The organism is Curvibacter delicatus NBRC 14919, assembly GCF_001592265.1.
GTDB classification, from domain to species: domain Bacteria; phylum Pseudomonadota; class Gammaproteobacteria; order Burkholderiales; family Burkholderiaceae_C; genus Hylemonella; species Hylemonella delicata.
This window is the reverse complement of sequence record NZ_BCWP01000060.1, coordinates 1-11,463: the sequence shown is the minus strand read 5'-3', so window position 1 is coordinate 11,463 and position 11,463 is coordinate 1. Positions and strand designations below refer to the sequence as shown.

Annotated in this window: 13 protein-coding genes and 1 pseudogene; 9 read left to right on the top strand and 5 right to left on the bottom strand. The window is 63.0% G+C overall.

Going from position 1 to position 11,463, the window contains the following annotated elements; translation table 11 throughout:
- From CDE01S_RS18735 to CDE01S_RS18590, 5 genes and pseudogenes are all read left to right on the top strand, one after another.
- Nucleotides 1-398: pseudogene (locus CDE01S_RS18735) on the top strand (type I restriction endonuclease subunit M); the annotation flags it as partial.
- A 65-nt stretch (nt 399-463) separates the two neighbouring features.
- On the top strand, nt 464-1,588 hold the full coding sequence (locus CDE01S_RS17240) for a restriction endonuclease subunit S (protein WP_218016540.1): 1,125 nt from the start codon (nt 464-466) through the stop codon (nt 1,586-1,588).
- Between the two features lie 50 nt (nt 1,589-1,638).
- Complete coding sequence (locus CDE01S_RS17235) at nt 1,639-2,079, top strand: DEAD/DEAH box helicase family protein (protein ID WP_066710575.1); 441 nt, start codon at nt 1,639-1,641, stop codon at nt 2,077-2,079.
- Between the two features lie 48 nt (nt 2,080-2,127).
- The gene (locus tag CDE01S_RS17230; protein ID WP_066710573.1) at nt 2,128-2,856 is read left to right on the top strand and encodes a M48 family metallopeptidase; all 729 of its coding nucleotides are present in this window, start codon (nt 2,128-2,130) and stop codon (nt 2,854-2,856) included.
- Nucleotides 2,837-3,001 (top strand): hypothetical protein, encoded by a 165-nt coding sequence (locus CDE01S_RS18590; protein ID WP_157077181.1) that lies wholly within the window; start codon nt 2,837-2,839, stop codon nt 2,999-3,001. Before CDE01S_RS17230 ends, CDE01S_RS18590 begins: the two co-directional genes overlap by 20 nt.
- A 74-nt stretch (nt 3,002-3,075) precedes the next feature.
- On the opposite strand, the gene CDE01S_RS17225 is transcribed toward CDE01S_RS18590, so the two are convergent.
- The 3 genes from CDE01S_RS17225 to CDE01S_RS17215 form a co-directional block, all read right to left on the bottom strand.
- Nucleotides 3,076-4,311: an NAD(P)/FAD-dependent oxidoreductase gene (locus tag CDE01S_RS17225; RefSeq protein WP_066710571.1), complete on the bottom strand. Its 1,236-nt coding sequence runs from the start codon at nt 4,309-4,311 to the stop codon at nt 3,076-3,078.
- A 10-nt stretch (nt 4,312-4,321) separates the two neighbouring features.
- Nucleotides 4,322-4,645, bottom strand: a complete 324-nt coding sequence (locus CDE01S_RS17220; protein WP_066710568.1) for a 2Fe-2S iron-sulfur cluster-binding protein — start codon at nt 4,643-4,645, stop codon at nt 4,322-4,324.
- Between the two features lie 68 nt (nt 4,646-4,713).
- A complete protein-coding gene (locus tag CDE01S_RS17215; protein ID WP_066710565.1) occupies nt 4,714-5,889 on the bottom strand; it encodes a cytochrome P450 in 1,176 nt (391 codons plus the stop codon).
- Nucleotides 5,890-6,000: 111 nt separating this feature from the next.
- Between CDE01S_RS17215 and CDE01S_RS17210 the strand changes: the two genes are divergently transcribed.
- On the top strand, nt 6,001-6,957 hold the full coding sequence (locus CDE01S_RS17210; RefSeq protein ID WP_066710563.1) for a helix-turn-helix domain-containing protein: 957 nt from the start codon (nt 6,001-6,003) through the stop codon (nt 6,955-6,957).
- 112 nt (nt 6,958-7,069) lie between these two features.
- On the top strand, nt 7,070-9,313 hold the full coding sequence (gene yccS / locus CDE01S_RS17205) for a YccS family putative transporter (protein WP_066710551.1): 2,244 nt from the start codon (nt 7,070-7,072) through the stop codon (nt 9,311-9,313).
- A 159-nt stretch (nt 9,314-9,472) separates the two neighbouring features.
- Here yccS and CDE01S_RS18730 read toward each other — a convergent pair whose 3' ends face one another.
- Both CDE01S_RS18730 and CDE01S_RS17200 read right to left on the bottom strand, forming a co-directional pair.
- Nucleotides 9,473-9,643 carry a hypothetical protein gene (locus CDE01S_RS18730; protein WP_169802280.1) on the bottom strand — a complete coding sequence of 57 codons (171 nt, stop codon included), beginning with the start codon at nt 9,641-9,643 and terminating at the stop codon, nt 9,473-9,475.
- A gap of 33 nt (nt 9,644-9,676) precedes the next feature.
- Nucleotides 9,677-10,624 carry a LysR family transcriptional regulator gene (locus CDE01S_RS17200; protein WP_066710549.1) on the bottom strand — a complete coding sequence of 316 codons (948 nt, stop codon included), beginning with the start codon at nt 10,622-10,624 and terminating at the stop codon, nt 9,677-9,679.
- Nucleotides 10,625-10,716: 92 nt separating this feature from the next.
- On the opposite strand from CDE01S_RS17200, the gene CDE01S_RS17195 reads away from it, so the two are divergent.
- Together CDE01S_RS17195 and CDE01S_RS17190 are read left to right on the top strand one after the other, a co-directional pair.
- On the top strand, nt 10,717-11,067 hold the full coding sequence (locus tag CDE01S_RS17195) for a protocatechuate 4,5-dioxygenase subunit alpha (protein WP_084382969.1): 351 nt from the start codon (nt 10,717-10,719) through the stop codon (nt 11,065-11,067).
- Nucleotides 11,068-11,084: 17 nt separating this feature from the next.
- On the top strand, nt 11,085-11,463 hold a 379-nt coding region (locus CDE01S_RS17190), incomplete at its 3' end, for a DODA-type extradiol aromatic ring-opening family dioxygenase (RefSeq protein ID WP_500778421.1).

The following is an 11,463-nucleotide window of genomic DNA, read 5'->3' as shown; positions in this document are numbered from 1 at the left end:
CCAACGTCGCCGCACAGCTGAAGGAGATCAAAGGCGACATAGAGTCCAAGGGGCAGGCCGCTGCGCTGACTGAGTGGCTCAAACTCAACGCCGAGGAGGCCTATCTCAAGAAGCGTCTCAAGGAGCAGGAGGTCGATCTCGACGCCAAGGCCTATGCCCATTACCCGAAACTCAGCGAGGCCGAGATCAAGGCTCTGGTAGTGGACGACAAATGGCTCGCCGCGCTGGATAAAGACGTCCATGGCGAGATGGACCGCATCAGCCAGGCTCTGGCCCTACGTGTGAAGGAGCTGGCCGAACGTTATGAAAACCCGCTGCCGAGGATGGTCGGCAGCGTGGCTGAACTGGAGGCCAAGGTGAACCGCCACCTGGAAAAGATGGGGTTCACATGGAAGTGAAGGAGTCGAACGCTAGGTATTTGCGGACTACCGGCTACAAGCAGACCGAGGTGGGGAGGATCCCGATGGACTGGGATGTCATCAGTGCATTTGACGCTTGTAGCAAGATCCAAGATGGTACGCACTTTTCACCTCGAATTCGAGGCAACGACTATTTTTATGTGACCTCCAAGAACATTCGATTCGGGTACTTGGACATGTCTACGGCCAGTCGAATCGACGCAGCGCAACATCAGGCAATTTACAGACGCTGTGATGTCAAGAGGGGCGACCTTCTTCTTACTAAAGATGGCGCGAATACGGGCAACGCGGCGCTTAATACTCTCGACGACGAATTCAGTCTGCTTTCGAGTGTCGCTTTTTTGAGATTCCACCAGGGTAAATACGACGCTACATATTTTCTTCAACAGATTTTGTCATCTCAGGGACAGCGACAGATTCAGGAGGCGATGGCCGGCAATGCCATTACTCGTTTGACTCTGGAAAAAATCAACAAACTACGCTTCCCCACTCCCCCCACCAAAACTGAACAAGAGGCCATCGCCGAGGCCTTGAGTTATGCCGATGCCCTGATCGAATCCGTTTCGCGGCTCTTGGTGAAAAAGAGCCAGATTAAACAAGGTGCCATGCAGCAACTGCTCACCGGCAAGACGCGCTTGACGGGCTTCAGCGGGAAGTGGGCGGTAAAGCCACTAGGCGACTTGTTCAACTTCAGTGGCGGCTTCTCGGCGTCACGTGACAAGCTCTCAACAGAAGGCTATTGCTATTTGCATTACGGTGACATTCACACGTCGAACAAAACAGTCGTTGACGTTCGTACCGAATACCAAGACATTCCGAAGCTCGATATCTCACTAAAGAAAGTATCGTCAGTGTCATTACTCGACGACGGTGATGTTGTTTTTGTCGATGCTTCCGAGGACGATGAGGGTACGAGCAAGCATGTAGTGATTCGCAATCCGGATCAAATCCCATTTGTATCCGGCCTTCACACTATCGTTGCCAAGAGCAAGACCGACGAGCTGGAGCATCAATATCGTCGCTATTGCTTCCAAACCCACGCGGTAAAGGCTCAATTTCGTTTCTTTGCTGTCGGAACCAAGGTTTCAGGTATCAGCAAGACGAACATCGCCAAGATCACGCTGCCGGTGCCTTCTGTTCCAGAGCAACCTACCATGTGGGTGAGGTAAGCGGTGACTACCGGTTTGTACCGGGTGAAGCGTTACCCCATCAGCGGCCAGTGACTTGGCTGCCGGTCACGATCAACGCTCACTTCAAGCTCGACAAATACCTGCTCAAAATGTGCGCCAAGCCGCGCTTGCTGGAGCTCATCAACGACTTTGTGTTGTTTGATGGTGGCGTGAAGAAATTGCCGCGTGTGCACCAATACTTCGGCATCAAAGCGGCGCAGGCCTTTGTAGACCGCTACGAGGGCGGCATCATCTGGCACACCCAGGGCAGCGGCAAGAGCATCGTCATGGTGCTGCTGGCCAAGTGGATTTTGGAAAACAAGCCCAACGCGCGCGTAGTGATCGTTACCGACCGTGATGAGCTGGATAAGCAGATTGAAGGCGTCTTTACCGATGCGGGGCATCCCATCACACGCACGAGTAGCGGCCGCGACCTGATGTCGCTGCTGGGCCAGGCCAAGCCCCATCTACAACGTATTGCTCGACATTGACTTGGTTGAGCGAATTTTCCCCATCATTGAGAAGCAAGGTGAGTATTGATGGGCGTGCAGGCCGTGAAGCAGATTCACCTTGGCGACATTTCGGTGGATGTAGCTCTAAAAAGCATCAAGAACATTCACCTGAGTGTCTATCCGCCGAATGGACGGGTGCGTGTTGCTGCACCGTTGCGTATGGATCTAGAGACCATTCGTGTGTTTGCGCTGTCCAAACTGGGCTGGATCAAGCAGCAGCAGAAGAAGCTGCGTGCACAGGCGCGCCAGGCACAGATGGAGTACCTTGAGCGAGAAAGCCACTACGTTTGGGGGAAGCGCTACCTTCTGAAAGTGATCGAGCAGGATGCGCAGCCATGCGTGGCGATTAAAGGCGCACGTTTGTTACTGCAGGTTCGACCGGGTTCTGAGGAAACTAAGAGACAGTCGTTACTCAGTGACTGGTATCGGCGCCAGCTCAGGGAGGAGGCGCAGGTTCTCATTGAAAAATGGGCACCACGTATTGGGGTCGAATTGCCGTGGCTGACCGTCCGCCAGATGAAAACCAAGTGGGGTAGTTGCACGCCTGCGACGCGGCACATCCTTATCAATCTGGAACTGGCGAAGAAACCTCAAGAATGCCTGGAGTACATCGTGGTGCACGAACTGGTTCACTTATTGGAGCCTAGCCACAGCAACCGCTTCATTGCACTGATGACGCAGTTCATGCCGAAATGGCGGTTTTACCGAGAAGAACTCAATCGTTTGCCAGTGAGGCATGAGGATTGGTCGTATTGATGCGGAACACTTTAATGACGCTGCATCGCATGACAACTCGTTTGCTGAAGCGATCAATGCGATCCGCGCCCTGATGGCGCAACCCAAGCCAGCCAACCGCCGCATCGGCTTTACGGCTGATCTGAACGACAAGCAGTGCAAATAGATTTGCTACGTTTTTAATAGCTGATGGCGCTTAACCCGCAAGGGCCAAGCGTCATTTTTATTTAAGAGACCAGCTTACTTCGCCAGCAGGCTGTTCAAATCAAACCCCGCATCGCCCGCCTGCTGCGGCGTGGGTGACACGCCGGCATCCAGCAGCTTGCGCACCTGTAGGTGATCTTTGCTGGCGTTGATGCTATCGGCGGCGATGAGCTTGTCGCCTTGGTAGTGGTAGACGGTGAAGCTGCCGCTGGCAGTGTCACCCCGCACGGCCCAGTGCTCGGCGCCCATGGACAGGCCGGCCATCTGCAGTTTCTTGTCGTACTGGTCGCTCCAGAACCACGGGGTGGCGGTGAAGGGGCGTTCCTGGCCCAGCAGCGCAGCGGCGGCGCTCTTGCCTTGTTCGGTGGCGTTCTGTACCGACTCCAGGCGCAGCAGGCTGCCGTCGCTCAGGCGGCGTGCGGTGCAGTCGCCAGCGGCCACTATTGAACCGTCGCTGGTGCGGCCGCAGGCGTCGACTACGATGCCGCGTTCGCATTCAAGCCCGGCGCTGCGCGCCAGTTCGTCATTGGCGTTGACGCCGATGCCCACCACCACCAGACCGGCGGGGTAAAGCGTGCCGTCTTTCAGGCGCACGCCGGTGGCCTGGTTCTCGTGGTCGGTGACGATTTCGGCGATCTGCGCGCCCAGCACCAGTTGCACGCCGTGGCCGCGGTGCAGTTCGGCATACCAGTCCGACAGCATGGGCGCCAGCACGCGGCCCAGCAGGCGCGGTGCAGCTTCCAGCACGGTCACGGCCAGGCCCTTCTTGCGCGCGGTGGCCGCCACTTCCAGGCCGATGAAACCGCCGCCGATCACCACCAGCGGCAGTTGCCGTTCAATGCAGACAGCCATGCGCTCGGCAATGGCGCTGGCGTCGTCGCGCGAGCGCAAGGCCAGCACGCCGTGCGCGTTGCCGCCGGGCAGCGGCAGCGTGCGTGGCGTGGAGCCGGTGGCCAGCACCAGGCCGCTGTAGGGCAGGGTGCTGCCGTCCGCCAGCGTCACGCTTTTGGCGCTGCGGTCGATGGCCGTGACCTTGGCATTCGTGCGCAGTTCGATGTTTTTACGTGCCAACATTTCGGGCGCACGCATCACCAGCTGCGCGGCATCCATCTCGCCGGCCAGCCAGGCTTTGGAGAGCGGCGGGCGGTGGTAGGGGCCGTGGGGTTCGTCGCCCAGCAGGGTGATGGGGCCTTCGAAGCCGCCGGCGCGCAGGGCTTCGGCGGTCTGCACGCCGGCCTGGCCGGCACCGATGATCAGGATGGGATGCGTCATGCCGACGATCTTATTCCTGCACGGCGGGCAGGCTGATGATCAACCCTTCGAGCTTGGGGGATGCCTTGATCTGGCAGGCCAGGCGGCTGTTGGGGCGGCGTTCGGCGGCCACGTTCTCCAGCATGGCGAGTTCGTTTTCGCTCGCCGGTTCGATATCGCCCAGGCGCGATTCGTCCACATAGCAATGGCAGGTGGCGCAGGCACAGGAGCCGCCGCATTCGCCCAGGATGCCGTCGATGCCGTTGGTGGTGGCGCCCTGCATCAGGCTCCAGCCGTCGGGCAGGTTGATGGTGGTGGATTGGCCGGAGGCCTCGACGTAGGTGATGTTGGCCATGAAGGTGTCTCCTGAAAAATAGGTCCGCCTGCAAGAAGCAGGCGGCGGGGTGGAACAAGCTTAAGCGATTACTGAACGGTGAGGTCCAGGCGCAACGGGCTGCGGAAGGTGGACGAAGGCATCCAGGGCAACTGGTCGGCCAGGCGCTTGTAGTCGGGCACCACTTTGTGGAACTCCTCGAAGGCGATCTTCACCGCCAGGCGCGCGATGGCCGTGCCCAGGCAGGCATGCAGGCCGCCGCCAAAACCCAGGTGGCCGCGCGGCTTGCGCGTGATGTCGTACACATCAGGGTTGGGGTACTGGCGCTCGTCGCGGTTGCCGGAACCGTAGGCCAGGCAAACGAAGTCGCCTTCCTTCATGGTCTGGCCGTGGATCGTCACGTCCTTCATCAGGCGGCGGCGGAAGCGCTGGGCCGAGGTGTTGAAGCGCAGGCTTTCTTCAATCGCATCCGGCAGCAGCTCGGGGTTGGCCACCACGGCCTTGCGAGCGTCGTCAAAAGTGGCGAGGTTGTAGCCGAACATCATCATGAAGCCGCCGAGCGATTCGACGCCGGCCATGATGAGCGTGGTGGTGGTCAGCAGCACCTCGCGCTCGTCCAGGCGGTCGCCCTCGATCTCGGCCAGGCTGAAGTGGCTGATGAGGTCGTTCTTCGGCTCGGCACGGCGCATGGCGATGACCTTGCTGGCGTACTCCTGCATCCAGTTGTAGGCGGCAATGTGCTCCGGGCCTTTGGTGCGGGTGCGGGCGTCGCTCTGCACCATCAGCACGGCGTTTTCGCGCACTTCGTTTTCGTCGACGATGGCTTCCTCGCCCATGGGCAGGCCGAGCGCGGCCATCAGCACCTTGACGGTGAACTGCGAAGACACGTCCTTGAAGTCGAAGGTCTTCACGCCCTTCAACTGGCCGAACACCTGCTGCGCCACGGCGCGGATCGGTTCTTCCAGCGCCAGCAGGTTGCGCTTCATGAAGGCGTGCTGGATCAGGCCGCGCAGGCGGTCGTGCTTCGGTGGGTCGGAGCTGCCCAAGGTGGCGCCGGCGCGGCCGGGCAGTTCGGTCATCAGGTTGCCGCTGGCGGACGAATAGGTCTGCCAGTCCTGGCCGGCCGACACGATGTCGGCGTAGCGCGAGAGGATCCACATCTGGGCTTCCGGGCTCCAGAAGCAGGGGTACTCGTCGCGCAGCGTCTTGTAGTACGGGAACGGGTCCGCGTCGATGGCGGGGGAGTAGGGGTCAAAACTGAACATGGTTTGTCTCCGGTGGTTGGTGCCGTGACCTAACTTTAGGGCGAGCGAGGCGAAAAGACACTGCACAAAGTAGGGCTAAAGCTTGTACTTTTCGATCAAAATGTCGGAATCATGAAAACCAGCTCACCACCGCCCAAACCTGCCCCTGCCGCGCCACCAGGCGCCAAGCAGTCGCGCCGGCCGGCCGCCGCCATTCCCAGCTTTGCACTCTATGGTGAGAGTGCTACGCCGGGGCAGGAGGTGCTTCACATCGAGGAAGTGGAGTCACGCAGCCGGCTCAACCGCTGGGAGATCGAGCCCCATGTGCACCACGGCCTGTACCAGGTGCTGTGGGTGTTGCAGGGTAGTGCCGAGGTGGTGCTGGATGAATGGCGCGAAGCCGCGCAGGGGCCGGCGGCCATCGTGGTGCCGCCGGGCGTGGTGCATGGCTTTCGCTTCGCGCCGGACACCGATGGCCTGGTGCTGACCTTCAGCGCACGCCTGCTGGTGGAGGGTGAATTCCCGTCGGTGGGCGAGGCGTTTCGTGCGTTGTTCACTGCACCAGGCGTGCTGCAGTTTGCGCCGGAAGACGGCGCGGCCGCGCGGCTCGACGCGCTGTTTCGTGAGCTGGCGGCCGAGTTCGCGCTGCCCGGTACGGCCGAGTCGCCGGTGGCCGGCTGGCTAGCGCGCGCCGTGGTGTGGCGGCTGGCGCAGGCCAGTGCACAGGGGCGGCAGGCGCAGGGCGAGCGGGCGCACCGCCACCAGGCACTTTTCACGCGTTTTTTGTTGCTGGTGGAGCAGCACTTCCTGGCGCACTGGCCGCTGGAGCGTTATGCCTCGCGCCTGGGGCTGTCGACCCAGCGGCTGAACCGCCTGGTGCGCGCCGAGAGCGGGCGCAGTGCGCTGGAGCTGGTGCACGAGCGCCTCACGCGCGAGGCCTGCCGTCGGCTGGTGTACACCGCGGCCCCGGCGGCCAGCCTGGCAGCCGAACTCGGCTTTGACGATCCGGCCTACTTCTCGCGCTTCTTCAAGCGCCGCACCAGCCTGAGCCCACAACGCTACCGGCAGGCACACCGGGCGCAGGACTAGTCACAAACGTTCGCTATAACAAGAACAAGAGTGATAAGAGCGGCCCGATATTTGCTTGACGGTTGTGGGTGGGGTGCAAGATCTGCGGCCACCGGTACGAAAGGTGTTTTTGATGATGCATGAGTGGCGCAGGCTTTGGCAGCAGGCGTGGCGGCAGGAGGCGTTGGCCTGCGGGATGCGTGCCTTCCTGGCGCTGGCCATCGTGATGGTGGGCGGCTGGTGGCTGGGGCAGACACAGGCGCTCATCCCGCTGCTGTTGGGTGTGCTGGCCGGGGCCATTGCGGAGTCGGACGACAGCTGGCGCGGCCAGGTGCGGGCCCAGGCCGCCACCTTGCTGAGTTTTGCCGGGGTGGCTTTGGCGGTGCAGGCCAGCCTGCCTTACCCGGGTCTGCTGATGGCGGTGCTGGGGCTGGCGGCGTTTGGCCTCACGATGGTGGGCGCCGTGGGCGGGCGCTACCGCACCCTGGCCGTGGCCACGCTGATCATGGCGATCTACACCGCGCTGGCGAGCCATGCGTCAATAGAGCCGTCGCAGGGCCAGCCGGCAACGCCGTGGCCCGTGATCTGGCTGCTGTGCGGCGCGGCCTGGTACGGGGTGATCTCCGTGCTGTGGGCAGCCGCCTTGCCCATGCTGCCGGTGCGGCAGAAGCTGGCCAGCCTGTACGAGGTGCTGGGGGTGTACCTGCAGCTGAAGTCACGCTTGTTTGCGCCGGTGCGTGATGTCGATCTGGAACGCCGCCGCCTGGCGCTGGCACTGCACAACGGCCGTGTGGTCGAGGCCTTGAACGCGGTGAAGGAAAGCCTGTTCCTGCGCATGGGGGCGGGGCGGGCACCCCCGTGGCTGCCCGAGGCCCTGCACCTGTACTTTGTGGCGCAGGATGTGCATGAGCGGGTAACCTCGTCGCATGAGCACTATGACGTGCTGGCCGAGGCCTTTTTCCACAGTGACGTGCTGTACCGTTTCCAGCGTCTGGTGGCGCTGCTCGGGCACGATTGCCAGACCCTGGCGCAGGCCATCCAGTTGGATGAGGACTGGGTGCGCGACGAGGACACGGCACGTGCCATCGAAGATCTGGAGCAGGCCATCCGGCACCTGCAGGCGTTGCCGCGCAGTGCCACGGAGGCGGCGCAGGCGCAGCAGCCCCTGCGTGCCTTGCACGCGCTGGCGAACAACCTGTCCGGCGTGGTGCGCGAACTGGGCGGTGCGCTCGGCGCGCCGCAGCCCGGGCGCTTGCCGGCCGACTCCAGCCTGCTGAACCGCAACCCGCGCTCCCTGCGCGATGCCTGGCAGCGCGTGCGCGCGCAGTGGACGCTGTCATCGCCGCTGATGCGCCACGCCATCCGCCTGAGCGTGGCGCTGCTGACCGGCGACGCCTTGCGGCGGCTGACAGGTGACAGCCATGGCTACTGGATCTTGCTGACCATCGTCTTCGTCTGTCAGCCGCAGTATGGCGCCACGCTGGCCCTGCTGGCGCAGCGCATCTGGGGCACGGTGCTAGGGCTGCTGGTCGGCTGGGCGCTGCTGCGGCTGTTTCCGGAGGTGCTGGTGCAGTCGGCCTTCACGGTGGCGGCAGCAGCGCTGTTTTTTGCCACCCGGCACAGCCGCTACACGCTGGCCACGGCGGCCATCACCTCGCTGGTGCTGCTGTCGTTCAACCAGGCGGGTGACGGCTTTGACCTGATCGTGCCACGCCTGATCGACACGCTGCTCGGCAGCCTGATTGCCGGGCTGGCGGTGTGGCTGGTGTTGCCGAGCTGGCAGTCGCGCCAGCTGCACCGGGTGGCGGCCCAGGCCTTGCGCACGCAGGCGGTGTACCTGCAGGAGATCATCGGCCAGTACCAGCACGGCAAGCAGGACCACCTGGCCTACCGGCTGGCACGACGCAATGCGCACAACGCCGATGCGGCCTTGTCCAGTGCCATGTCGGCGGTGTTCGAGGAGCCGATCTACGTGCGCCGGCACATGGCGGCCGGCACGCGCTTTCTGGTGCTGTCGCACACGCTGCTGAACTACCTGTCGGCGCTGGGTGCGCACCGCAACCTGCAACTGGTGCTGGCCGACGACAGTGCCCGTGCCGTGGCCTGGCTGCGCAGCACGCTCGACGCCTTGGCAGGCGCGCTGGAGGCGAGCCAGACCTTGCCTGCGCCCGATGCACCGCATGAGGCGGCGTTGCTTGATGCGCTGGTCCGCGCGGCGCAAGGCCCCTTGTCTGACGGCGAGCGCGTGCTGCACTCGCAACTGGTATTGGCTTTGCGCCTGTTGCCGCCCTTGCGCGAGCAGGCTGCCGCGCTGGTGGCGCCTGTGGCCGGCGGGGCCGATGGCGGTGATGCCGCGGCGGTGCTGGTTTCGGACTGACGCTGAAAGACGGCGCGGACCGATGCGGTCATCGCTGTCTTGACTGTGAGGAGGAAATTTGGGGTGGGCCGGTGTAGTCGCTGCAAAGCGCAAGGCTCAGCGCCGGCCAGGAGTCCGGCGTACGGCGCAACAGATGGCGCGGCACACCGGCGAGGCAGATCAGCCGCCCTTTTTGGAGCGCTTGCCCGGGTTCTTCTTGCTGCGGGTGGCGGTGCCGCGCTCCAGGCTGACGCGTTGGCCGCGGCCAGCGGTACGCAGGGTCATGCCGGGAAGCGGCTTGGGTGCGGGAGTGGCTTTGCGGTCTGCTTCGGTGACGATTTTGTTGCCCATGTTGGCTCTCGGTTTTAGAGTGGAAAACCGCTATTAAGCCATAGATGAAGCGCCCGCAAAACCGGCCTGGGGTGCTGCCTCAGCCAGCGCCGGCGCCACCACGGCTTCCAGTTGCGCGCGCAGCCAGCGGTGCGCGGCATCCTGCTGGTAGCGGGCGTGCCAGATCATGTACATGGGCATGGTGGGGCAGGTCACAGGCGGCGGGCAACTGGCCAGGCCGCTCAGGGTGTGGCGCGCCAGCAAGCCGGGCACGGTGGCCAGCAGCGGCGTGCCGCGCACGAAGGCGGGCAGGGCGCTGAAACTCGGCACCATCACCGTGAAGCGCCGGTTCACGCCCTTGTTGGCCAGGTGCTGGTCCAGGTCCAGGCTGCGGCGCGGCTCATACACCACGGTGGCATGGTCGGCGGCAAGGTACTCGGCTTCATCAAACGGCGCATGGCGCACGGCCGGGTCGTAGAACACGCGGTACTGGTCTTCGAACAGGCGCTTTTGCACAATGTCGCTGCCTTCCGGCGGGCGCGGGCTGATGACGAGTTGGCAGTCGTCGGTACGCAGCGTTTCCAGCCGCGGCACGCCGGAGGGGATGACACGCAGCGCCACGCCCGGCGCCTGCGAGCGCAGCCGGGCGGCCAATGGCGGCAGCAGCAGGTCGCGCTGGAAGTCGTTGGCGGCAATGGTGAAGGTGGTCTGCCAGCGTGCCGGGTCGAACTCACCGCTGTGGGCAAAGTGCTGTAGCTGGCGCAGCAGGCCGCGCGCCTGGGCGGCCAGCTCTTCGGCCCGTGCTGTGGCCACGATGCCGCGCCCGCTTTTCACGAACAGCGGGTCGCCGGTGATGGTCCGCAGCTTGTCCAGCAGGTGGCTGACGGCGGACTGCGTCACGCCCAAGCGCTGCGCTGCGCCGGTGACCGAGCCGGTTTCCACCACGGCCACCAAAAGCTGCAGCAAGTGGCCATCCAGGTCGAAATGATCGAATTTGCTCATGAGTCACATCATGATTCATGTCTTTATCTGGGTCAATGCTTTCGGAATACTTGCCCTATCCGTTTTGACTTACGTCACCCAAGGAGACCTCAGTGACCAGCGCAACCAAGCAGATTCCCGGCACCACGCCCTTTGACGGCGACATGGCCAAGAAGGGTTATGCCCTCAACAAAATGTGCTTCTCTTTCAACGAGAAGGCCAACCGCGAGGCCTTTGTGGCCGACCCCGAGGCCTATATGAAGCAGTACGGCCTGAACGAGGAGCAGGCGGCAGCCATCCGTTCCAAACAGGTGCTGGCCCTGCTGGCTGCTGGCGGCAATGCCTATTACCTGGCCAAGTTCGCCGGCATCTTCGGGCTGGACATGCAGGACATCGGCGCCCAGCAGACCGGCATGACCAAGGAAGAATTCAGGGCCAAGCTCGTCGCGGCCAACAACCAGTAAAACGAGGAACGCACAACATGGCACAAATCATCGGTGGCTTGGCCACATCCCACATTCCCGCCATCGGCGGCGCCATTGCCAAGGGTCTGCAGCAGGAGCCCTACTGGAAACCCTTCTTCGACGGCTTCCCGCCCATTCATGAATGGCTGGGCAAGGTCAAGCCCGACGTGCTGGTGGTGTTCTACAACGACCACGGCCTGAACTTCTTCCTCGACAAGATGCCGACTTTCGCCATCGGCACCGCGGCCGAGTACCGCAATGCGGACGAGGGCTGGGGCATCCCGACCTCGGCGCCGGTGGCCGGCTGCCCGGAACTGTCCTGGCATCTGGTCAACGAGCTGATCGCCAAAGAGTTTGACATCGTGACCTGCCAGGAGATGCTGGTGGACCACGCCT

Excerpts from the sequence above, each read along its gene's own strand:
- CDE01S_RS17240 (WP_218016540.1), top strand. The coding sequence starts at position 464 with ATGGACTGGGATGTCATCAGTGCATTTGACGCTTGTAGCAAGATCCAA.
- CDE01S_RS17210 (WP_066710563.1), top strand. The coding sequence starts at position 6,001 with ATGAAAACCAGCTCACCACCGCCCAAACCTGCCCCTGCCGCGCCACCA.
- yccS (WP_066710551.1), top strand. The coding sequence starts at position 7,070 with ATGATGCATGAGTGGCGCAGGCTTTGGCAGCAGGCGTGGCGGCAGGAG.
- CDE01S_RS17230 (WP_066710573.1), top strand. The coding sequence starts at position 2,128 with ATGGGCGTGCAGGCCGTGAAGCAGATTCACCTTGGCGACATTTCGGTG.
- CDE01S_RS17220 (WP_066710568.1), bottom strand. The coding sequence starts at position 4,645 with ATGGCCAACATCACCTACGTCGAGGCCTCCGGCCAATCCACCACCATC.
- CDE01S_RS18730 (WP_169802280.1), bottom strand. The coding sequence starts at position 9,643 with ATGGGCAACAAAATCGTCACCGAAGCAGACCGCAAAGCCACTCCCGCA.
- CDE01S_RS17200 (WP_066710549.1), bottom strand. The coding sequence starts at position 10,624 with ATGAGCAAATTCGATCATTTCGACCTGGATGGCCACTTGCTGCAGCTT.
- CDE01S_RS17225 (WP_066710571.1), bottom strand. The coding sequence starts at position 4,311 with ATGACGCATCCCATCCTGATCATCGGTGCCGGCCAGGCCGGCGTGCAG.
- CDE01S_RS17215 (WP_066710565.1), bottom strand. The coding sequence starts at position 5,889 with ATGTTCAGTTTTGACCCCTACTCCCCCGCCATCGACGCGGACCCGTTC.
- CDE01S_RS18590 (WP_157077181.1), top strand. The coding sequence starts at position 2,837 with ATGAGGATTGGTCGTATTGATGCGGAACACTTTAATGACGCTGCATCG.